This window comes from Sphaerisporangium sp. NPDC049002 (genome assembly GCF_040649355.1).
Lineage (GTDB): Bacteria > Actinomycetota > Actinomycetes > Streptosporangiales > Streptosporangiaceae > Sphaerisporangium.
In genome coordinates this window covers 1-20,985 of the sequence record NZ_JBEZFH010000016.1, presented here as the reverse complement: position 1 = coordinate 20,985, position 20,985 = coordinate 1, and the positions used below count along the sequence as shown (strand labels likewise).

Here is a 20,985-nt window from a genome sequence, read left to right as displayed (position 1 = left end):
TGGATCACCTGGCAGGCGCGCCCGCACGCTCCATTCCGCCGTCCTTCGAGGGCACCTTCCAGTGTCAGAAGCTACCCCTGGTCTCCCGACAGATGGCTGAGCGTTTCCCCCGTGAGTGACACCAGATCCTCCTTCCAGGTTCCGGCTCCACGCACCGACGGCGTCTCCACCGACGCCGACGAGGTCGGGGCCACCGCCAGACGAGGACAGGCACCGACCGGCCCCGCCCCGGACACCGACGCCGTCGAGGACGCGCCCACGGCGCGCTGGCCGGTCCCCGACTACGCCGAGCCCCCAACGGGCGCGTGGGACCGGCAGCGGCCTCACAGCGGCGGGCACGCCCGGGAGCCCCTGTGGCCGGTCGCCGAGCACGCCGCGAACGCCGGCGACGAGTCCTGGAAGGGCGTCCACGCCCGTCCCGGCGAGCACACCGGCCCGCCGGCGTCCGACGACGACCCAGAGACGTTCACCTTCGAAAGGCCCACGTGGGACGAGCCGACGGGCGGCACGTCCGTACGCGACGTCCCGCAGGCGCCCGCGCGTGAGACGCCGCCCGCCGCCCGGGGGCCCGTGCCCGCGTGGGAGGCTCCGCCGGGGCCGCAGGAGCGGCCTGAGGGCACCGCGTCCGACGGCTTCTCGTACTGGGAACGGCGGCCGATACCCGACGCCTCCCCCGCTACCTTCGACGGGGCGCCCCCCGCCTGGGCCGGGCAGCCCGGCGTCCGGCAGCCCGCGCGAGCCGGCGAGGCCGCCTGGGACGACTCCGCTCCCGAGGCCGAGGAGGCCCCCGCGCCCGCGCCGGTGAAGCGCCCGCGCGAGCCGTACCTCGACAACGTGAAGTTCGTGCTGATCGCGCTGGTCGTCACCGGGCACTCCCTGGTGCCCACGCTCGCGGCGCACTCGGCCCGGTCGGCCTACCTGTTCATCTACGTGTTCCACATGCCGCTGTTCGTGCTCATCAGCGGTTACCTGAGCAGGAACTTCTGGAACTCCAACGCCAAGACGAACAAGCTCGTCGACACCTTCCTCGTGCCGTACGTGATCGTGGAGATCGGCTACGCCGCGCTCCGCTTCGCGCTCGGCCACAAGTGGAGCCTGACGATCATCGACCCGGCCTGGCTCAACTGGTATCTGCTCGCCCTGCTCCTCTGGCGGCTCTCCACCCCGGTGTGGAAGCGCATGCGCTATCCCCTGCCGATCGCGGTCGCCGTCTACCTGCTCGCCGGGCTGTCCGATCTGCCGGGTGACTTCAGCATGGACCGCTTCTTCGGCCTGATGCCGTTCTTCGTGCTCGGCCTCTGGCTCCAGCCCCGCCACTTCGACATGCTGAACCGCCTCTGGGTGAAGATCGTGTCGGCGGTGGTGCTCGTCGGGGCCGCCGGGGTGGCGATCCTGATCTCCAAGCGCGTGCCGCTCGGGCCGATCTACTTCAAGGACAGCTACGCCGAGCTCCACCTGTCGTGGTGGATGGGCATGGGCATGCGCGCGGCCCTGCTGGTCGCCGCCCTGACCGTCTCCGTGGCGGTCCTGGCGCTGGTGCCGCGCGGGACCACGTGGTTCTCCGACCTCGGCACGCGCACGCTCTACTGCTACCTGCTCCACGGGGTGCCCGTGCTCATCGCCAAGGAGATGGGCTGGCTGAGCTACCCGTGGCTGCACGGGCCGCTCGGCGTCATGGCGATCACCAGCAGTTGCTTCGCTCTGGCGATCGTCCTGTGCCTGCCGGAGACCCGCACGGCCTTCAAGTGGCTGCTGGAGCCGCGCCTGGTCTGGCTCTACCGCAGGCCCTCCTCGTAGGGCCACCCGGCGCCCGCCAGAAGGGCTGATGTTAAGCGGCATTTCGGTTCTGATTCACGGTGCGCATCCGGGCAGGAAGGGAACGCCACCCAGCATCGACGTATGAAGGTATGTGTCGGCACGATCGTCCACCACCCGGAGGACGCGCGGATCATGCACCGGCAGATCCGCGCGTTGCTCGACGCCGGGCACGAGGTCACGTACATCGCGCCGTTCACCCATTGCAACGTCACTCCGCCCCAGGAGATCCGCGCGATCGACGTGCCGCGCGCCGTGGGCCTGCGCCGGGGACACGCGCTCAACGCGGCGCGCGGCGCGCTCAGGAAGGGCGCAAGGGACGCCGACCTGCTGCTCGTCCACGACATCGAGCTGCTGTTCGCCCTGCCACGACGCCGTCCCACGACCGTGTGGGACGTACACGAGGACATCGTGGGCGCCCTGGAAACCAAGCCCTACCTCCCGGAGTCCGCGCGCCGGATGCTCCCGCACCTGATCAACGGGATCGAGAGGCGGGCGGAGCGCCGCCTGCACCTGATCCTCGCCGAGGCCGCCTACCGCGACCGCTTCACCGGGAACCACCCGGTGATCCCGAACACCACGTACGTGCCCGCCGCGCCGCCTCCCCCGCCGGGCGCCGGGCGCCTCGTCTACGTCGGCCACCTCTCCGAGGCCAGGGGCGTCGCCGAGATGCTGGAGCTGGCCCGCAGGCTCCGCCCGCACGGGATCCGCCTGGACCTGATCGGGGCCGCCGACGCGACGGTGCGCCCGATGCTGCGGGACGCGCAGCGGGAGGGCCTGCTCGACTGGTTCGGGTACGTGCCGAACGACCACGCGCTGCGCATGGCCCAGGGGGCACTGGCGGGGCTCTCGCTCCTGCACGACGTGCCCAACTACCGGCAGTCCCTGCCCACGAAGGTCGTCGAGTACATGGCCAGGGGCATTCCCGTGATCACCACTCCGCTGCCCCTGGCGGCCTCGATCGTCGGACGCGCGGACTGCGGCATGATCGTTCCCTACGGCGACGTGGACGCGGCGGCGCAGGCCGTACTCCGCCTGCGGGACGACCCCGAGCGGCGGGCCGTGATGGCGGCCCGTGGGTACGCCGAGGCCCGCGGCCACTACCACTGGCCGGACCACGCGCGGGACTTCGTCGCCCGGCTGGAGGAATGGGCCGTCCACGTCCCCGCCCCCGCCGTCCACCGCGTCGTCCCGGCCTGACCCCTGGAATCCAGGCCCTGGCGCCCTGCGGCCCGGGTTGGTGTACTTGAGGTTATGGCTAGCCATCTCATCCAGGGGCGCTTGGTCAGGATGCCCGTGGAAGTCAGGGACGCCACGCTGTGCAGCGCGATGTACCTGGTGCGAGCCGACGCCGCCCGGGCCGTGCTCGCCTATGCCGACCTGGACGTCACCGAGGTGCTCCCCGGCAAGGCCCTGTGCACGCTGGCGTTCGTCCGCTACGGCGACAGCGACCTTGACTCCTACAACGAGTTCGGTGTGGCGTTCATGGTCCGCCCGCCGGAGGCCGGGCGCCCGCCCACGCGCGGCGTGCTGGCGGGGTTGAAGGACCTCCGCCTGAACGGCACCGGGGCGTTCATCCACTGGCTCCCGGTGGACCAGGGCTTCACCATGGAGGCCGGACGCACGATCTGGGGCTTCCCCAAGGAGCTGGCGGAGATCGACCTCCGCCTCACCTCGCCGTACAAGCGCTGCGTCCTGCGGAAGGACGGACGGCTCGTCCTCGACCTGCTGATCCGTCCGGGAATGCCCGTGGTCGGTGGCTCCACCCCGATGGACGCCTACTCCCGGCTCGACGGCGTGACCCGGCACACCGGCTGGACGATGCGTCCCCACGGCGTACGCGCCCGCCCCGGCGGAGCCCTGATCAGGCTCGGCAACCACCCCATCGCCAAGGAACTCAGCGAACTGGGCCTCCCCAAACGAGCCCTGCTCACCACCACCGTCTCCCACCTGACGATGACCTTCGACTCCCCCTTGGTACTCCCGCCCTCCTAAGACACTCACCGCCTTCCTGGACGAGCGTGCTCACGAATGTCTTCGCACGGCCACCCGCAGACTGCGTGCTGAGGTCCTCCATGTGTACGGCCGCGCAGATCGATCTCCTGCATGAGGATGGACGGGATGGCGGGATTGGCTTTCATCAGATACGGAATCTCGTCGATGACCAGCGGCATCGGGCGGTCTCGGGGGAGCGAGAAGAAGAAGGTGAGCGCGTCCCGCCAGTCCGCGAACGGATAGCCGACAGGAGAGCCGGTCTGCCGGGCGAGCGCCATGCCGAAAAGGCGAAGCAGTTCGACCGAGGAGACCGACATTCGCGATCCTGCGCTCTACCACTCAGTCCTCTCCGCGGTGGCGGAGGGAAGTAACACCTGGGGCGGCATAGCGAGTCATGTGGGCCGCAAGTCACCCGACATCGCCCACCCGCTCAACGTCCTGGAAGACTGCGGCCTTCTGACCAAAGAGAAGGATGCCTTCCGGTCGGGGCGGACGCGCTACCGTATCGCGGAACCGCTCATCACCTTCTACCAGGCGATCATGCGGCCCGAATGGACGGATCTCAGCCTCGGTCTCGCGGAAGAGGTCTGGGCACGATCACGGCAACGCTTCCTCTCCAAAGTGATGGGACCGCACGTAAGCCATGCCGGCGATGACAGATGCTCTTTCCGAGCACGCACGTACGGGATCGGGCGATCTACCGGCGCGGGTGCTTCCGCGGCCGTCCGAATGGTGTTCAGCTACTTCGGATGATGCTCTACTGCTCGTCGAGAAAAACTTCTTCGATCGTCAGGTCGAACACCTTGGCGAGGCGGAAGGCGACGGGAAGGCTCGGGTCGAACTTGCCTTTTTCGATCGCGATGATCGTCTGCCTCGACACGCTGATCCGCTGAGCCAGATCAGCCTGTGTCCAGTCGCGTTCGGCCCGGAGTTCCGTGATGCGGTTCTTCATCGGTATCTGATCATGCCAGCGGCGAAGGCGATCAGGAAGACGACTCCCAGGAGCGCGGGCAGGACCGCAGCGTTGACGTCGTAAGTGATGAGGCCGGCGGCGTCCGCGACGACATAGGCGAATCCGCCGACCCACCCTGCTCCGAGGGAGATGGCCAGGGCCTCCTGCATGACCTTGCGCTGCAACTCATCGACTCTCTGAAGAAAGCGAGTGAAGGCGACGATCCATCCGATGCCGACGGCCAGGTTGACGGCGACCGCGGCCCAGCTTGCCACCGGTTGCTGCGGGTCCCATAAGAGGTCGGGACCGAACTTGGCCAAGGCGAGGGTCGCCGCCCAGGCGAGTGTCCAGAGTACGAGCCGGACGGTTGCCTTGGTCGACTCCCGGTAGTCCCCGGTTGTGGTGTGTGCTTGCACGGGCGCCCTCCTGCGGCGAGAAGTCAAGGACACTTGACACGGTAGGAGGAGGCCGCCGTGATGTCAAGTGTCCTTTACGTCGGCCGGGTCGACCCCTGGTCAGGGCACCATGGGACGGTCATTAGTTCCGTCCGACAACGTGCGGCCCGGGCGACGCTGCTTTCCGGTCATCGCTGTCAGCCCACGTTCCTACGCTCTACGTGCCAATACACCATGACCCTGGCACCGCCGTAGCGCTGGTGCCACTCGGTCATGAAGTTCGCCGACCAGCCGGATGGCCTTGCGCTCGCGGAGCGCAGCCGTGCGAGAACCACGGCTGGCGACAGGTCAGACGATGGGAGGGCGGCCGAGGCGGAGCATGCGCCAGGCGGTGCGCCAGGCCATGGGGCGGCGTTCGCCCGCCGGTTCGCGGAGGCCTTCCTTGAAGCCCTGGAACCACGACTTGATCGCCAGCGAGGAGCGCTCGCGCACCAGCGTCAGCACGACCCAGTCGAGCAGGTACAGGGCCGCCAGCGGCCAGGGCAGGTTGCGGCGGGCCAGCCACACCCGGTTGCGCGCGTTCAGCCGGTAGAAGTCGGCGTGGCGCGTGGGCGGCACCTGCGGGTGGTACATGACGGCGTCCGCGTCGTACTCGATGCGGTAGCCCTCACCCAGGAGGCGCCAGGCCAGGTCCGTCTCCTCGTGGGCATAGAAGAAGCGGCCCGGAAGGCCGCCGACCTGCAGGTAGGCCGAGCGTCTGATCGCGCAGGCACCGCCCAGGAAGGTGGTCACCGGCGAGGAGCGCTGCGGGTCGCCGGCCCGCAGGCGGGGCACGTGACGACGCTGGCCCACGCCGCCGTCGGGGTCCATGACGCGGAAGGAGATCACCGCGAGATCGGGCTCGGCGGCGAACCGCTCGCGGACGTGCGCCGCGAGCTTGTCGTCGGCGTACCAGCCGTCGTCGTCGAGGAACAGCACCACGTCGCCCGTACACTCGCGGACGCCGTGGTTGCGGCCCTCGGGGATGCCGACGTTGTGCGGGACGCGCACGGTGCGCACGGAGGCGGAACCGGGCGTCGGAACGTCGGCGAGCTTGGGCACATCGGCACCGTTGCCGACGACCACGACCTCGACGTCTCCGTCGGTCTGGTTCAGCGCGGATTCGACGGCCCTGTCGAGCTCGGAGATCCGGTTACCCATAGTGAGGATGACACACGAGATCTTCAACGCGTCATCGCCTCGACGCATGGAGAACGCATGGAGTCATGATCACCGAGTCTGCTTGAGCGGGCAATCCAGCTTGTGTCTGCATACTGCGAAATAAGGGTATCGGAACTGCCAGCAAACCCCCGCCAAACAGTAACTGTTGGCTTGGCGACGGCTCTTGACAGAGATACGACGCCGGAGAAGCGCTGCCGGTTCCGATGCTTTCTCATGTCACCCGAGCCGCTTCGACGCCAGGATGCTCACAAGGTGCAGAACCGCCTGAAGCCCCGCGAATACGACACACGCGACGGTCAGCACCTGGGTCGCCACCAGGCTCCCCGCCACCGCGTCCCAGACGGCCGCGATCACGGCGATGATCGACAGCTCCACCGCCTGGATCACCCGGTGGAAGCGCAGCGCCGCGGCGATCTTCCGGGCCGCGCCGAGCCGCCGCGACTGGAACTGCTCGGCCGCCGCCTCCGTGGTCGCCGCCAGCCCCGAACGGGCACGGGCGACGTCCACCAGGTCGGTCTCCGACTTGATCAGGATGGCCCCGAGCGCGGCGGCGACGCCGAGCACGGTGTACCAGTCGGGCAGCGTGACCGAGGCCCGGAACCCGAGCCCGATCAGCAGCGCGGCCTCGCAGAAGTAGTGGCCGACCCGGTCGAGGTAGACGCCGGTGATCGAGGTGCGGTGGGTCCACCTCGCCAGCTCGCCGTCTGAGCAGTCGAGCAACAGGTAGACCTGGATCAGGACCGCGGCGGCGACGGCCGCCCACAGCCCCGGCAGGGCCAGCACCACGCCGGCGAGCAACCCGGCGAGGATCATCAGGCCGGTGACCTGGTTGGGGGTGATCGGCGTGCGGGCCAGCGCCCACGTCACGTAGATCGAGAGCTTGCGCATGTAGAGCGCTCCGGCCCAGTGCTCACCGGAGTTGCGCTCCATCGTCGTGTGCGGCTGAGCGACCGCGCGCAGCTCAATGACCGAGGGCCCGGACATATTCCTCCACCCGGTCACGCACTTCGGCCTCGGAGAGGCGCAGGTGCTCCAGAATCGTGTATCGCCCGGGACGGGTCGACGGCGCCAGCATCACCGCGGCGGTGAACTGCTCGGCCGTCAGCCCGACGTCGCCGGGGGTGACCGGCAGGTCATGCCCGCGCAGGCAGTCGGCGACCAGCGACAGCCGGCGCTCGTCCTCACGCAGGAAGAAGCAGAAGGCGGCCCCGATGCCGGCGAGCTCGCCGTGGTTCGAGGTGCCTGGGAATAGCTGGTCCACGGCATGCAGGATCTCATGATCCCCACCACTGCTGGGACGCGACGAACCCGCGATGACCATCGACATGCCCGACAGCACCAGGGATTCGGCGAGGACCGTGAGGAAGGCGTCGGACTCGACCGAGTCGCTCCTGCCGAGCACGGCCTCGGCGCTGGTGCGCGCCATGGCGACCGCGAGGCCGTCGATGGGCTCGCCGCGCTCGACGTTGCCGAGCTGCCAGTCTTCGATGGCCGACAGGTTGCTGATCACATCGCCCACGCCGGCCCGTACGAGTGAGGGGGGCGCGCCGTGGACGAAGTCGAGGTCGACCAGGATCGCCAGGGGCATCGGGACGCCGAACGAGCCCTTGCCCCCCTCGTGCTCCAGCGAGGAGACCGGCGAGCAGATGCCGTCGTGGGACAGGTTGGTGGCCACGGCGACCATGGGGATGCCGGTCAGCGACGCGGCGTACTTGGTCACGTCGATGGTCTTGCCGCCGCCGATGCCGACCACGGCCTCGTACGCGCCCTTGCGCAGGTCGGCGCCGAGCGAGACGGCGGAGTCCACCGAGCCGTCGGGGACCCGGAACACCTCCGCCTCGCCCAGCGTGGGCGCGATCATGCTGGAGATGTGGTCGCCCTGCCCGGCGCCCACCGCGACCGCGACCCGGCCGGAGGTGGCCACCCGGCTGTCGGCGAGCAGCGCGCCAAGCTGGGCCACCGCGCCCCGGCGGACCTCGACGGTCAGCGGGGCCATGAGCATTCGCGCTAGAAGCGGCATGCGTTCTCACAGACTGTCGAGGGACACGGCACACCGGCTGCCCACGGGCCCGCGGGCGGCTCGGCTAGTAGGTGCACGCGATCTCCCGGGCCTTGGCGAGGTCGTCGTGGTTGTCCACTTCCACCCAGTCGACCTTGCCGATGGGGGCGACGGCGATCTTCTCGCCGCGGGCCACCATCTCGCCGTACCCGTCCTCGTAGTAGAGCTGGGGGTCGCGCTCGAAGGTGGCCTTCAGGGCGTCGGCGAGCCGCGCGGCGGCTCCCGGGCGGATCAGGGTGGCGCCGATGTACTCGCCGAAGGCGTCGGCCGGGTCCATCAGCTTGGTGATGCGCCGAAGGTGGCCCGCCTCGTCGAGTGTGACCTTCATCTCCTCGTCGGCGAGCGACTTCACGTCGTCGACCGCGAGGAGGATGTCGCTGGTCACGGGCGCGTCGAGCAGCGTGCGCTCGACCGAGACCGGGTGGACGGTGTCGCCGTTGACCAGCAGAGCGCCCTCGGAGAAGTGGTCGCGCGCGCACCACAGGGAGTACGCGTTGTTCCACTCCTCCGCCTTGTCGTTGTGCACGAGGGTGAGCTTCACGCCGTGCCGCCGTTCGAGCTCGGCCTTGCGGTCGTGCACCGCCTGCGCCGCGTAGCCGATGATGACCACGACATCCCGCAGATCGACCGCGGCGAGGTTCCGCAGGGCGATGTCCAGGATCGTGGTCTCCCCGTCGACCGGCACGAGCGCCTTGGGCAGCGTGTCGGTGTACGGCCGCAGGCGTCGTCCGGCCCCGGCGGCCAGCACCATTCCCAGCAACGTGCACTCCTCAATAAAGCCAGAATCTGTAGGCCAAAGGTTAGTTGCCTGCAGGTGGTGATCGTGTAATCCCGGGTTCACCTATTCCATAACAAGACCAAACAGTGGCAATGACCGCCGTGAAGCGCGTCAGTCGTGCCCGCCGAGGTCGGCCGCCTCGACGCCGGATCTGGGCGCGACCAGCCAGCAGGTGACGCTCTCCCAGCAGAACAGCGCCGCGAGATACAGCGCGGCCAGCGCGAACACGGGTGTGACGATCTCCAGCAGGGCACCCATGGCGATCAGCAGCATCCTCCCCTCCCACCCGAGCCCGGCGGAGGCGAGCCAGGCGGGCGGATAGACCCGCTGGCGGCAGCGGTAGACGACGTCGTAGTGGTGGAAGAGCATCGCGCCGAGAAGGGTGAACAAAAGGACCTTGGGCACATCCCACGCGAAGCCGACGCAGGCGATGAAGCCGTACTCGGTGAGCCGGAGGATGGGCGGCACCAGCCAGTCGAGCCGCCCGTCGTGGGCGTGGGAGCTGCCGGGGCCCGCGAGCAGCAGCGCCACGGCCGGGGCGAAGACGGACGGCCCGTCGGCGCCGGCGACGCCGAGGAACAGCATCACCCCCGTGACGAACGCCCCGGCGATCGCGGGCGGCAGCGGCGGAAGCTGGCCCGCGACCAGCAGGCCCATGCCGCGCGCCAGCACCCCGTCGTCGCGGTAGGTCACCACGGAGCTGCGCGGCACCGGTGCCATGTGAACCCTGGTCATGCTCATAGAGACCTCGCGATCCGGCCGGTCAGCGTGTAGAGCGCCGCGAGCCCACCCCAGGCCAGCAGCGCGACGAAGGTCACCCGCGCGTTGAAGATCGCGGCGGTCAGCGCGATCAGCACCATGCGCTCGCCGATGGGCAGTACGACGATCTTCTTCAGCCAGCGGGACGCGGTGTTCCTGTCGAGGCGGGCCGAGAGCCGCGCGACCGAGCCGTCACCGCGCCTTCGTCCCGGCGCCACGACCACGCCGGGCGTCCCGGCCCCACCGGGCTTCCCAGGCCCGCCGGGTGTCCCGGCCCCACCGGGCTTCCCAGGCCCGCCGGACGTCCCGGGCCCGCCGGAGGAGTCGCGCCTGAGCGCGACCGGCAGCCCCAGCGAGCCGCCGTGCTCGGGACGCTCCCAGACCTGGCCGGCGCCGGCCGCGTCCGCCCGCGCCCCGGCGTACGAGAAGTCGATCATGTGGCGGATCGCCTGGACCAGCATGGCCGCTACCGCCAGGGCCCAGATGCCGCCCGGGCCCGTGGGCCCGAGCTCGACGCCACCGGCGTATCCAACGGCGAGCCCGACATAGACGACATACTCCTTCACGCGGTCGAACGTGGCGTCAAGCCAGGCCCCGAGGGGCGAGAACATACGGGTGTACCGGGCGAGCTGCCCGTCGACGCAGTCGAGGACGAACGACAGGAAGAGCAGCGCGGCGCCCGCGACCTGCGCGCGGCGCTCCCCCGCAGAGAAGGCGACCGCAGCGAGGCCCGCGAGGCCGACCGAGAGCCCGGTGACGGCGTTCGGAGTGAGCCCCAGCCTGGCGGCCAGCCGCACCACGTGCCCCGACCACGAGCTCACGAAGTAGGTCGCGACGAAGCCGTCGTCGGACTTGACCGCGGCCTCCAGCCGGGCGCGGCCCTCGTCGACCTCGCCAAGCCTGGCGATGGCGGCGTCGGCGCCGGGCTGGCCCGTGACCCTGTCGCAGTGCAGCCGCCCGAGGGGCGCCGCCCGTACGGGCACTCCCACGCGCACCAGGCCCGCCAGCAGCAGGTCGGCCACCTCGGTCTCCTCTGCGCCGCCGAGCCGTTGGTCCTGGGCCAGACTGGCGAGCTCCTCGGCGACGTCGGCGAGGCTCACCAGATCGGCCTCGCCCACGTGCAGGACGCCTCTGAAGCCGCCGTTGGCGCCGCTCACGGTGTGGAAGGAGTTTCCCGCGGCGACCACCCGGCCCCGCTCGGCGCGGACCGGAGGAAGCCGGTCGTGCTCTGGGGAGACCAGCGCGCCGGTGCCACGCGCGGGGTCGGCCAGGAGCAGGGCGAGCGCGTCGGTGTGAGCCACCAGGTCGCCGGGGAGCACGGCTAAGGGGCCTGAGACGGCTCGGGCGACCTCGGCCACCGCGCGCAGGTCGCCGGTGAGCCCGGCGCTCCGCGTGACGTCAGGCTCGACCAGAGGCCCGGCCGGCGGCTCGGTCACCGGCTCCACCGCGGGGCCCGCGACGAGCACGGCCGGACGGGCGGGGAGCGCGGGCAGGTCGGTGGCGCGGGTCACGACGTGCACCCGGGGGACATGGAGTGACGCGAGCTGCCGGGCGAGCCGGTCGGCCAGGGTGCCCTCGGGGCACGCCAGGCCGGTCGCCGGGGTGGTGGCGAGCAGCACCGCGGCGGCCGCCGGCGGCTTGGCGTCCGACAGGGCGCCTGAATGCTCCACAGTGCCGTGAGGCTTTCGGGGAGGCCTCACAGGGGGCGGGTACGCGGAGTCGGGCAACCGGGGGTCTCCTTCCGCGGCCGGGGATCGTCCACCCCGCAAAGTAACCGAGCGGTCACGCGCCTCGCAATCCCATCGGCGCGTCACGCGGCGCGCCGCTGCGTTATAAGGGGACGTGAGCGCTGCCTCCGGGTAGTGATCAGTAGGGTCAGCCATTACCGAGTCGCTTAAGGAAGTCCTATTTTGGCCACACAGGAACCACGCCTGCGGACCGTCGGAGTGGTCCTCGCCGGCGGAATCGGGCAACGCGTCGGGCTCAACACCCCGAAGCAGCTCCTCAAGATCGCTGGGCGCACGATCATCGAACACACCCTCGCGGTCTTCAACGACGCTCCCGAGATCGACGAGATCGTCGTGCTCATGGCCCCCGGCTTCACGGCCGATGTCGAGCAGTTGATCAAGCGGGGCGGCTTCCACAAGGTGAGCAAGGTCGTCGAGGGAGGCGCGAGCCGCACCGAGTCGACCTGGCGGGCCCTGCAGGCGCTCGGCCCCGGCGAGTGCGACGTGCTCCTGCACGACGCCGTGCGCCCCCTGGTGGAGCCGCGCATCATCACCGAGTGCGTAGAGGCCCTCAAGGTGTATTCGGCGGTCGACGTGGCGATCCCGTCCTCCGACACGGTCGTGGTGGCCGCGCCGGGCCCCCGGGGCGAGATCATCCGCGACATCCCCGACCGCTCGCGGCTGCGGCGCGGCCAGACCCCGCAGTGCTTCCGCCTGTCGGTGATCCGCGAGGCGTACGAGCGCGCCTTCGCGGACCCGGACTTCGACAGGCGGCCCGCCACCGACGACTGCGGCGTGGTGCTGCGTTACCTCCCGGACGTCCCCATCTACATCGTGCCGGGTAGCGAGCACAACATGAAGGTCACCCATCCCGTCGACGTCTACATCGCCGACAAGCTCTTCCAGCTCGCCTCGAACACCGCCCCCGTGCCCGCGAGCCCGGAGGCCTACCGGCGGGCGCTCGCGGGCAGGACCGTGGTCGTGTTCGGCGGCAGCTACGGCATCGGCGCCGACGTCGTGGACCTCGCCGGCGAGTACGGCGCCAACGTGTACTCCTTCTCGCGGTCCCAGAACGGCGTGCGCGTGGAGGACGCCGTCGCGGTGGCCGATGCCCTCGACCAGGCGGCCAAGGAGAGCGGCCGGGTCGACTACGTGGTCAACACCGCCGGGGTGCTCCACATGGGCAAGCTCGGAGAGGCGGACGACCTCACCGTGCAGGAGACCGTCGGCGTCAACTACCTCGGCCCGGTCAACATCGCCAGGGCGGCGATCCGCCACCTCCGCGAGACCCACGGTCACCTGCTGCTCTACACCTCCTCGTCCTACACCAGGGGCCGCGCGGACTACAGCCTCTACTCCTCCACCAAGGCGGCCGTGGTGAACCTCACCCAGGCGCTGGCCGACGAGTGGGCCGAGTACGGGGTCCGCGTCAACTGCGTCAACCCCGAGCGCACCGGCACGCCCATGCGGCACCGCGCCTTCGGCGACGAGCCGCCCGCGACGTTGCTGTCGCCCCGCGCGGTGGCCCAGACCTCCATAGACCTGCTCATCTCCAACCTCACCGGCCAGGTGATCGACGTACGCCGCATCCCCTGACATAAGCCACCCTGCGGTAAGCCCCGGCCGGTGAGTGGGTACAAGGTCGTCAACGCGCGGGGACACGACCGGGGGGCCGTCGATGGGGTGGGTGCGCCGAAACACGCCTGGAGCGTTCCTCGCGGGACTGCTCCTGCTGTCCTTCCCGGCGCTGATGGTCACCGCGCTGTACCCCTTCCCCACGGCCTTCGCCGTCGTGGTGGCGGTGTCGTACGGCGCGGAGGCGGCGGCCGGGCGCCTGGCGCGGCCGGTGCTCGACCGGCTGGGCCGGATCCACCTCGGGGTCACCGTGCGCTTCCTGGCCCGGGAGGTCGGCGCGGTGCTGCTCGTGGCGCGTACGGCCGGCGCGGGTTCCCGGTGGTTCGTCCTGCTCTGCGGCGGCCTCCTGCTCATGCACGTCCTTCGCGTGCTCCAGGCCGGCACCGCGCTCTACCTCGACCGCTGCCTCAACCTCATGCCGGTGGCGACCAGGAACCTCGATGTGCCCTCGCTGCGGATCCACGCGGAGCCCCCGGGAGGGCTGGCCGGATGGCGCGGGGCCCGGCTGTTCTACGTCGACGTCCTCCCCGTGGGCGCGATCGCCGTCAGTGCCCTCATGGAGGCGTACGGGCCCGGTACGGCCGCACTGGGCGGAGCCGGGCTCGGCGCGGCCATCGCGCTCCAGGCGGCGGCCGTGCTCGTACTGCTGCTCCACGCGCGGCGGGCGGCTCCGCCGGCGAACCGCGAGCACGTGATCGCGGCCGTCGACCAGCGCGTCCAGGCCTACCGCCCTGAGGTGATCTTCTACTTCTCTGGGCCGCCCACCTCGGTCTACCAGGCCACCATGTGGCTGGACACGATGGCACGGCTCAGCCGCCGCACGATCATCGTGCTGCGGGAGCGCGAGATCCTCCCCCTGCTCGGGCCGACGGCGCTGCCGGTGCTGTGCGTGCCCTCCGCCGTCGACCTGATGAACCTGCGCGGGCTGGACGGCGCCCGCCTCGCGCTCTACGCCTCGAACGTGGGTAAGAACATCCATCTGCTGCGGGCTCAGGGCCTGCGCAGCGTGTTCATCGGCCACGGCGACAGCGACAAGGAGGCCTCGTTCAACCCGTTCTCCAAGGCGTACGACGAGGTGTGGGTCGCCGGGCAGGCGGGGCGCGACCGCTACCTCCGCGCTCAGGTGGGCGTGCGCGACGAGGACATCGTCGAGGTGGGCCGCCCGCAGCTGTCGGGGATCAGGCGGAGCGGTCCCGGCCTGCCGGTCCTCAGCGTGCTCTACGCGCCCACCTGGGAGGGCTGGACCGACGACCTGTTCCACACCTCGCTCATCACGATGGGCCCGAAGCTCGTACGGGCCCTGCTCGCGCACTCCCCGGCCGTACGGGTGATCTACAAGCCGCACCCGCTGACGGGTGAGCGCGACCCGCGCGCCGGCACGGCGCACCGCAGGATCGTCGAGATGATCGGGGCGGGCGCCGGGCGGCATCAGGTGGTCACCGGCCCTGAGCCCCACCTTTACGCCTGCTTCAACGACTGCGACCTGCTGGTCAGCGACATCTCCAGCGTCGTCGCCGACTTCGTGGCGAGCGGCAAGCCGTACGCGGTGACCAACGTCGCGGGGATGGCCGGCCACGTCTTCCGCGAGCGCTACCCGAGCGCGGTGGCGGCCTACCTGCTCGGCCCCGGCCTGCGGGAGCTGCCGGGGATCCTCGCCCAGCTCCAGCGCCCGGGCGTGGACGAGCTCGCCGAGGCGAGGCGGGCGATGAAGACCTACCTGCTCGGGCCCGACCATCCGGACGCGATGACGCGGTTCGACGAGGCGGTCAACCGCGCCCACGACATGGCGGGGCTCAAGGGCACGCTACGGCTCTAGGGCTCCGGGAGCCCTGGGAGGCTCCCGGAGGGGGCGTGCGGCTAGGAGAGCGCGCCCTGCGGCGGCCTGGCGAGGCGAGGCGGGCTGGTGAGGAAGCCCCAGCCCCACGAGATGTGCATGGTCGCGTACACCAGCGGCAACCGCAGCAGAGCGCTGGTGGACAGCCCCCGGCCGGTGAGCACCGAGCCGGCGAGGATCGCCACGATGTACGCCCCGGGAACCAGCAGGCCGAGCGGGAAGAACGGCGACACCACAAGGCCGAGCAGCATCGCCAGCACCGCGAGCGGCGGGGCGAGGTAGCGGAGGTTGATCGTGCCCTCGTGGGTGCGGGCCACGACCCGCCGCCAGCGCCCGTAGTGGAAGTACTGCTTGGCGAGGGCCTTGACCGTCGGGCGCGGCCGGTAGGAGACGCGCATGCGGGGCTGGAACCAGACCAGGCCGCCGGTCTCCCGGATGCGGTGGTTCATCTCCCAGTCCTGCGCGCGCTGGAAGTGCTCGTCGTAGCCGCCGACCCGCTCCAGCGCCTCACGGCGGAAGACGCCGAGGTAGACGGTGTCGGCGGGCCCTGGCTGGCCTCCGGTGTGGAAGCGCGCGTTGCCCACGCCGATCTTGGACGTCATCGCGCACGCCACGGCCTGCTCGAACGGCGTGACGCCCTCGGCGGCCATGATGCCGCCCACGTTGTCGGCGCCGGTGCGTTCGAGGGTGTCGACCGCGACCTGGAGGTAGTCCTCCGGGAGCATGGCGTGCCCGTCGACGCGGGCGATGATCCCGTTGCGGGATGCCCCGATGGCGGCGTTGAGCGCGTTCGGGGTACGTCCGGTGGGATTCGGCACGACCTTCACGCGGGGGTCCTCCGCCGCGAGGGCGTCGGCCACCTCCTGCGTGCGGTCATGGGACGGGCCGATGGCGAGGACGATCTCGATCGGTCCGTCGTAGCGTTGGGCGAGCACCTGCCGCACGGCCTCACGCAGGTGGCGCTCTTCGTTGAGCACCGGCATGACGACCGAGATCGGCGGCCAGACTCGTGTGGTCTGGCTGGTTCGGGGCGAGTCGGGGAACTCCTTCATGGCGGCGCTCACGCTACTGTACGAGCGGGTGGGGACGGCAACCCACGGGCGATGGAAGCCCCCTCACCGGTGAACGTTCTCGGCCTGAGGGGGGCACCACGGTGAGTGACGACGACTCCGGTGCTGGCGTCGGCGACTCCGGTGTCCACGTGGGCGGCGACGCGTACGGCGGAGTCAGGCTGTCACAGCGCCGCACCAGGCGGGCACGGTCCAGCGCGCGCGGCCTGATGGTCACCGGGGCCCTGTCAAGCGCGGTGCTGCTCGGGTCGGGCGTGCTGTGGTTCCTGTCGACCTACGCGACGAGCCAGCTCAAGCGGGTCAACGCCGGCACCGTCGGGTCCGACGCCCGCGGAGCGATGAACATCTTGCTGGTCGGCGTCGACAAGCGCGACGACCTGTCGCGCAAGGAGCAGAACCGGCTCCACCTCGGCCGTGAGGTCGGCCAGCGCAGCGACACGATGATGGTGATCCACCTCTCGGAGGACCACTCGAAGGTCACCGTGGTCAGCCTGCCCCGTGACAGCTGGGTCGACATCCCCGGCAAGGGCACCCACAAGATCAACTCAGCGTACTCCCTGGGCGGCGCCAAGCTGGCCGTCCACACGGTGCAGAACGCCACCGGGCTGCCGATCAACCACTACATCGAGGTCAACGTCCTCGGGTTCATCAACGTCGTGAACGCCGTCGGCGGGGTCTCCGTGTGCACCCCCGTCGCGATCAACGACCAGCACACCAAGTTCCAGCTCCAGCCCGGCACGTACGAGCTCGACGGGGTCAAGGCGCTGTTCTACGCGCGCACCCGCGCCACCGCCCGTTCCGACCTCGACCGCATCGACCGCCAGCAGCAGGTCATCTCGGCCCTGCTCCAGCGGGCGCTGAGCGGCGGCACCCTGGCCAACCCCACGAGGCTCGGCGCCCTGGTCGGCTCGACGCTCAAGACCCTGACCGTGGACGACGCCCTGGCCAAGGACGTCCTCGGCCTCGCCGACCAGCTCAAGGACGTGTCGACCGACGACGTGGCCTTCACCACCGTCCCGCTCGCGGACGTGAACTACAAGGCGCCCACCGGGGAATCCGCCGTGCTGTGGAACAAGCCGGCGGCCCGCGACCTGTTCAAGCGCATCGCGGCCGACGAGCCCCTGGTCAAGCCGGCGGCCTCCAAGAGCGCCACGCCTACTCCATCGGCCTCGTCCTCCCCGGCTTCCTCGGCCGAGGCCCTGACCGTGGCTCCCTCGCGCATCGCGGTCCGGGTGCTCAACGGCACGGCCATCACGGGCCTGGGCGCGCGCACCAAGGCCGATCTGCGCAAGGTCGGTTTCCAGGTGCCCGCCGCACCCGGCGACACGACCCCACGCGACCACACCGACACCGTGGTGCGCTACCCCGCCGGCCGGGAGGACTCCGCGCGCACCGTCGCCGCCGCCATCCCCGGGGCCGACCTGCGGCAGGCCGACGTGCCGGGCATCGAGGTCATCGTCGGGAGCAAGTACTCCGGCACCAAGAAGGTCACCGTCAAGGACGACTCCCCCGCCGCCACCCCCACCCCCGCCGACGACGCCCCGGTGGCCAAGACCGCCACCCAGAACATCTGCAAGAAGTGAGTCAGGCGAGGGCGGCCGCGTCCTCGGCGCCGCTCACCGCTCCTTCAGGGGCTCCCTGCGCCAGCCGCCATCCCAGCGGGGCCAGGACGAGCCAGTAGCAGATGGCGCCCACGGGGATCAGGTCGAGGTCGACCGCCATCAGGGCGGTGCCGAGGACGACCAGCACGGGGCTCCAGCCGCTCACCCGTCCCGGCGTCAGCACGGCGAGCAGGACGACGAGCGCGAGAAGACCCACGTAGAACAGCACAGGGCCTACGGTGTAGAACGCCGGGCCCACGCCCGGATACCCCTGGACCTGCTGGAACAGGTCGTTCATCTCGGGACGGCCGGCCGCGCGCAGCCCCACGACGAGGTCGATGACGGCCTGCCCGGCCGTCGCGGCCACCCCGAGCAGGGCGATCACGGCGGTCAGGGTCGCGGTGAACCTCAGGCCCGCCGTGCCGGCGGCCACCATGCGGCGCATCCCGAGGACGACCGGCCCGAACAGGAGCAGCCCGATGAGGAACGCCGCGTGGCCGGTCGTCCAGGCCACACCCGGGCCCCGGACCCCGTCGAGCCCGTCCAGCAGCCGGATGACCCCGTACGCCAGCAGGAAGACGGGGGCGCCGGCGAACGCCATCCCGGTGAACACGTCGCGGGAGGCTGTCAGCGATCGATAGGACATGCTCCGATGATGCGCCGGACCCGCGCCCGCTCCCATCGGGGATGACCCCGGACCACCCCTGACGCCTCCCCCGCCCCGCCCCGGGGTTCCGGCGGCCGACTACCAGGCCTTGCCGGTGATGCGCTCGTACGCCTCGATGTAGCGTGCGCGCGTGGTGTCGACGACCTCCTGGGGCACCTCAGGCGCGGGCTCCTTCTTGTCCCACCCGGTGCCGAGCGCCCAGTCTCGTACGAACTGCTTGTCGAAGGCGTACTGCGGGCGCCCGGGCTCCCACTGGCCGGCAGGCCAGAACCGCGAGGAGTCGGAGGTAAGGACCTCGTCCCCCAGCACCAGCGTGCCGTCGGCCGCCCGTCCGAACTCCAGCTTGGTGTCGGCGATCAGGATGCCCCGCTCGGCGGCGAGCTCCGCGCCGCGCCGGTAGACCTCCAGCGTGACCCGCCGCAGCTCCTCGGCGGTCTCGGCGCCCTCCTGCGCGACCACGTCGGCGAAGGTGATGAACTCGTCGTGGGCGCCCAGCTCGGCCTTGGTGGTCGGCGTGAAGACCGGCTCCGGCAGCTTGGAGCCCTCCACGAGCCCCGGCGGGAGCGCCACGCCGGACACCGCGCCCGTCGCCTGGTACTCCCGAAGGCCGAGCCCGGCGAGGTAGCCGCGGGCGATGCACTCCACGGGGACCATGTCGAGCCTGCGGCAGCGTACGGCCCGGCCGGCGAACTCCTCGGGAACGTCGGTCGCCGAGATCACGTGACTGGGGACGATGTCCGCGAGCTGCTCGAACCACCACAACGAGAGCCGCGTCAGGACCTTGCCCTTGTCGGGGATCGCGGTCGGAAGGATCACGTCGTACACCGAGAGCCGGTCGGACGCCACGAGGATGATGTCCCCGCGGTCCTCGTAGACGTCCCGGACCTTCCCGGAGTGGAGAAGCTTCACCCTGCCCCCTGCTCTGCGGCCACCAACGGCCTCCCGTCCTCCCGAACCGCCCCCAGGCTATCGCCCACCCCCGACCCCGCCTTCCCTGAGCCTTCAGGAGACGCGCCTACGGCCCCCCACTACCTCCCATGGGCCTTGATCCCTCTAGGCTTAGATGCCTCTACCACGAAGGGAACGAAATGCCCGGTTTAGGCACGGCCGAGATGATCGCGCTTGTGATCCCCATCATCATTCTGTTTCCCATCGTGTACGGCGCAGTCCGACTGGCGCTCAAGCACCACCGTCGCAGCCAAGAGCGTGGAGGCTGAAGCCGCCGACATGACGTTCACGGCATCGTTCCGCCGGGCAGACCCGCACCTGTCGCGACTGTTCTGAGCATCCCGTCTGCGTTCGACCTGAAGGTGACCCCGGCCTCCACCGCCCGGCCCGTACGATCGGCTCGGGTGGTCGCACCGACGGATCGCCGGGGGGCGGACGTTCTCTACGCTGGGGAACGGAGCGCGGCAGTCGCCGGCGCGAGAGCGAAGAACGGGATCCCAGTGGGGGCGAAAGTGTGGAACGAGGTACGCGCCGCGAAGACGCGGCCCGGCGTGCCGCTGCCGGGCGCGCTGACCGGACAGGGGGCCCGCGCATGACCGAGCGTCCGGCACGCAGGACTCCGAATGTGACCCAGGCGCAGGTGCTGCGCGTCGAACGGCTGACGCCGCACATGATCCGCGTCGTCCTGGGCGGCCCCGGCCTGGCGGGCTTCCCCGCGGGCCAGTACACCGATCACTACGTCAAGCTGCTGTTCCCCGCCGAAGGGGTGACCTACCCGGAGCCCTTCGACCTTCAGCGCGTCCGCGCCGAGTTCTCGCGCGAGCAATGGCCACGCATGCGGACCTACACCGTGCGCCGGTGGGACGCCGAAGCGGGCGAGCTGACTTTGGACTTCGTCTACCACGGGGACGAGGGCCTGGCCGGCCCGTGGGCCGCCTCCGTCGTTCCCGGCGACCAGGTGCGTTTCGCCGGTCCGGGCGGCGGCTACGCGCCCGACCCGGCGGCCGGCTGGCACCTGATGGCCGGCGACGAGAGCGCGCTGCCCGCCATCGCCGCCGCCCTGGAGCGCCTCGCTCCCGGTGCGCGGGCGCACGTCTTCATCGAGGTCAGCGGCCCAGAGGAGGAGCAGAAGCTGGAATCGGCCGGCGAGGTCTCCATCACCTGGCTGCACCGGGGCGACGGGCGAGTCGGCGACGCCCTGGTCCGCTCGGTCCGGGCCCTGGACTTCCCTTCGGGCGCGGTCCAGGCGTTCGTGCACGGCGAGGCGGGCTTCGTGAAGGAGCTGCGGCACCTGCTGCGCGTCGAACACGGCGTGCCGCGCGAGGCGCTGTCCATCTCGGGATACTGGCGCGCCGGCCAGGACGAGGACGGCTGGCAGGCCACCAAGCGTGAGTGGAACCAACAAGTGGAAGCCGAACAGGAACCGACCCCCTGGGTTGCGTCCACGGGGGTGGTGTACGAGTTTCCGCTGGTAGTCAGCGTGGCGTCGTGAAATGAAGACGGCCATCACGTGATCCTTCAGGTTGCTA

At 70.6% G+C, this 20,985-nt stretch carries 20 protein-coding genes; 8 read left to right on the top strand and 12 right to left on the bottom strand.

Annotated features, from left to right (window positions below):
- The first annotated feature begins 111 nt into the window (after positions 1–111).
- From AB0B89_RS06105 to AB0B89_RS06095, 3 genes are all read left to right on the top strand, one after another.
- Positions 112–1,797, top strand: coding sequence for an acyltransferase family protein (locus AB0B89_RS06105; protein WP_358548837.1), 1,686 nt, complete (start codon positions 112–114; stop codon positions 1,795–1,797).
- Between the two features lie 102 nt (positions 1,798–1,899).
- On the top strand, positions 1,900–3,015 hold the full coding sequence (locus AB0B89_RS06100; protein WP_358548835.1) for a glycosyltransferase: 1,116 nt from the start codon (positions 1,900–1,902) through the stop codon (positions 3,013–3,015).
- Positions 3,016–3,105: 90 nt separating this feature from the next.
- A complete protein-coding gene (locus AB0B89_RS06095; protein ID WP_358548945.1) occupies positions 3,106–3,810 on the top strand; it encodes an acetoacetate decarboxylase family protein in 705 nt (234 codons plus the stop codon).
- A 5-nt stretch (positions 3,811–3,815) separates the two neighbouring features.
- Here AB0B89_RS06095 and AB0B89_RS06090 read toward each other — a convergent pair whose 3' ends face one another.
- Entirely contained in the window at positions 3,816–4,127 is a 312-nt protein-coding gene (locus tag AB0B89_RS06090) for a hypothetical protein (RefSeq protein WP_358548832.1), read from the bottom strand.
- A 79-nt stretch (positions 4,128–4,206) separates the two neighbouring features.
- Here AB0B89_RS06090 and AB0B89_RS06085 point away from each other — a divergent pair, with 79 nt between their 5' ends.
- Complete coding sequence (locus tag AB0B89_RS06085; RefSeq protein WP_358548829.1) at positions 4,207–4,563, top strand: hypothetical protein; 357 nt, start codon at positions 4,207–4,209, stop codon at positions 4,561–4,563.
- A 4-nt stretch (positions 4,564–4,567) separates the two neighbouring features.
- On the opposite strand, the gene AB0B89_RS06080 is transcribed toward AB0B89_RS06085, so the two are convergent.
- The 8 genes from AB0B89_RS06080 to AB0B89_RS06045 all read right to left on the bottom strand — a co-directional run bounded on the left by AB0B89_RS06080 (position 4,568) and on the right by AB0B89_RS06045 (position 11,644).
- Positions 4,568–4,762, bottom strand: a complete 195-nt coding sequence (locus tag AB0B89_RS06080; protein ID WP_103961967.1) for a helix-turn-helix transcriptional regulator — start codon at positions 4,760–4,762, stop codon at positions 4,568–4,570.
- Positions 4,759–5,178: a hypothetical protein gene (locus AB0B89_RS06075; protein ID WP_358548826.1), complete on the bottom strand. Its 420-nt coding sequence runs from the start codon at positions 5,176–5,178 to the stop codon at positions 4,759–4,761. Before AB0B89_RS06075 ends, AB0B89_RS06080 begins: the two co-directional genes overlap by 4 nt.
- 327 nt (positions 5,179–5,505) lie before the next feature.
- Positions 5,506–6,405 (bottom strand): glycosyltransferase, encoded by a 900-nt coding sequence (locus tag AB0B89_RS06070; protein ID WP_358548824.1) that lies wholly within the window; start codon positions 6,403–6,405, stop codon positions 5,506–5,508.
- Between the two features lie 189 nt (positions 6,406–6,594).
- On the bottom strand, positions 6,595–7,362 hold the full coding sequence (locus tag AB0B89_RS06065) for a CDP-alcohol phosphatidyltransferase family protein (RefSeq protein ID WP_358548821.1): 768 nt from the start codon (positions 7,360–7,362) through the stop codon (positions 6,595–6,597).
- Positions 7,340–8,380, bottom strand: coding sequence for an iron-containing alcohol dehydrogenase family protein (locus AB0B89_RS06060; protein ID WP_358548942.1), 1,041 nt, complete (start codon positions 8,378–8,380; stop codon positions 7,340–7,342). The genes AB0B89_RS06065 and AB0B89_RS06060 overlap by 23 nt, the downstream gene beginning before the upstream one ends.
- Positions 8,381–8,462: 82 nt before the next feature.
- Positions 8,463–9,197, bottom strand: coding sequence for a phosphocholine cytidylyltransferase family protein (locus AB0B89_RS06055; RefSeq protein ID WP_358548818.1), 735 nt, complete (start codon positions 9,195–9,197; stop codon positions 8,463–8,465).
- Positions 9,198–9,326: 129 nt separating this feature from the next.
- Complete coding sequence (locus AB0B89_RS06050; RefSeq protein WP_358548815.1) at positions 9,327–9,950, bottom strand: DUF5941 domain-containing protein; 624 nt, start codon at positions 9,948–9,950, stop codon at positions 9,327–9,329.
- Positions 9,951–9,952: 2 nt separating this feature from the next.
- Entirely contained in the window at positions 9,953–11,644 is a 1,692-nt protein-coding gene (locus AB0B89_RS06045; RefSeq protein WP_358548812.1) for a CDP-alcohol phosphatidyltransferase family protein, read from the bottom strand.
- A 240-nt stretch (positions 11,645–11,884) separates the two neighbouring features.
- Between AB0B89_RS06045 and AB0B89_RS06040 the strand changes: the two genes are divergently transcribed.
- A complete protein-coding gene (locus AB0B89_RS06040) occupies positions 11,885–13,297 on the top strand; it encodes a bifunctional cytidylyltransferase/SDR family oxidoreductase (protein WP_358548809.1) in 1,413 nt (470 codons plus the stop codon).
- 91 nt (positions 13,298–13,388) lie between these two features.
- Complete coding sequence (locus AB0B89_RS06035) at positions 13,389–15,152, top strand: CDP-glycerol glycerophosphotransferase family protein (protein ID WP_358548807.1); 1,764 nt, start codon at positions 13,389–13,391, stop codon at positions 15,150–15,152.
- Between the two features lie 41 nt (positions 15,153–15,193).
- On the opposite strand, the gene AB0B89_RS06030 is transcribed toward AB0B89_RS06035, so the two are convergent.
- Positions 15,194–16,222 carry a glycosyltransferase family 2 protein gene (locus tag AB0B89_RS06030; RefSeq protein ID WP_358548940.1) on the bottom strand — a complete coding sequence of 343 codons (1,029 nt, stop codon included), beginning with the start codon at positions 16,220–16,222 and terminating at the stop codon, positions 15,194–15,196.
- Positions 16,223–16,323: 101 nt separating this feature from the next.
- Here AB0B89_RS06030 and AB0B89_RS06025 point away from each other — a divergent pair, with 101 nt between their 5' ends.
- Complete coding sequence (locus tag AB0B89_RS06025; protein ID WP_358548805.1) at positions 16,324–17,823, top strand: LCP family protein; 1,500 nt, start codon at positions 16,324–16,326, stop codon at positions 17,821–17,823.
- 1 nt (position 17,824) lies between these two features.
- Here AB0B89_RS06025 and AB0B89_RS06020 read toward each other — a convergent pair whose 3' ends face one another.
- Together AB0B89_RS06020 and AB0B89_RS06015 are read right to left on the bottom strand one after the other, a co-directional pair.
- Positions 17,825–18,487, bottom strand: coding sequence for a hypothetical protein (locus tag AB0B89_RS06020; protein WP_358548802.1), 663 nt, complete (start codon positions 18,485–18,487; stop codon positions 17,825–17,827).
- 99 nt (positions 18,488–18,586) lie between these two features.
- Positions 18,587–19,417 (bottom strand): phosphoribosylaminoimidazolesuccinocarboxamide synthase, encoded by an 831-nt coding sequence (locus tag AB0B89_RS06015; protein ID WP_358548800.1) that lies wholly within the window; start codon positions 19,415–19,417, stop codon positions 18,587–18,589.
- Positions 19,418–20,048: 631 nt separating this feature from the next.
- On the opposite strand from AB0B89_RS06015, the gene AB0B89_RS06010 reads away from it, so the two are divergent.
- A complete protein-coding gene (locus AB0B89_RS06010; RefSeq protein ID WP_358548798.1) occupies positions 20,049–20,948 on the top strand; it encodes a siderophore-interacting protein in 900 nt (299 codons plus the stop codon).
- Positions 20,949–20,985: the final 37 nt, after the last annotated feature.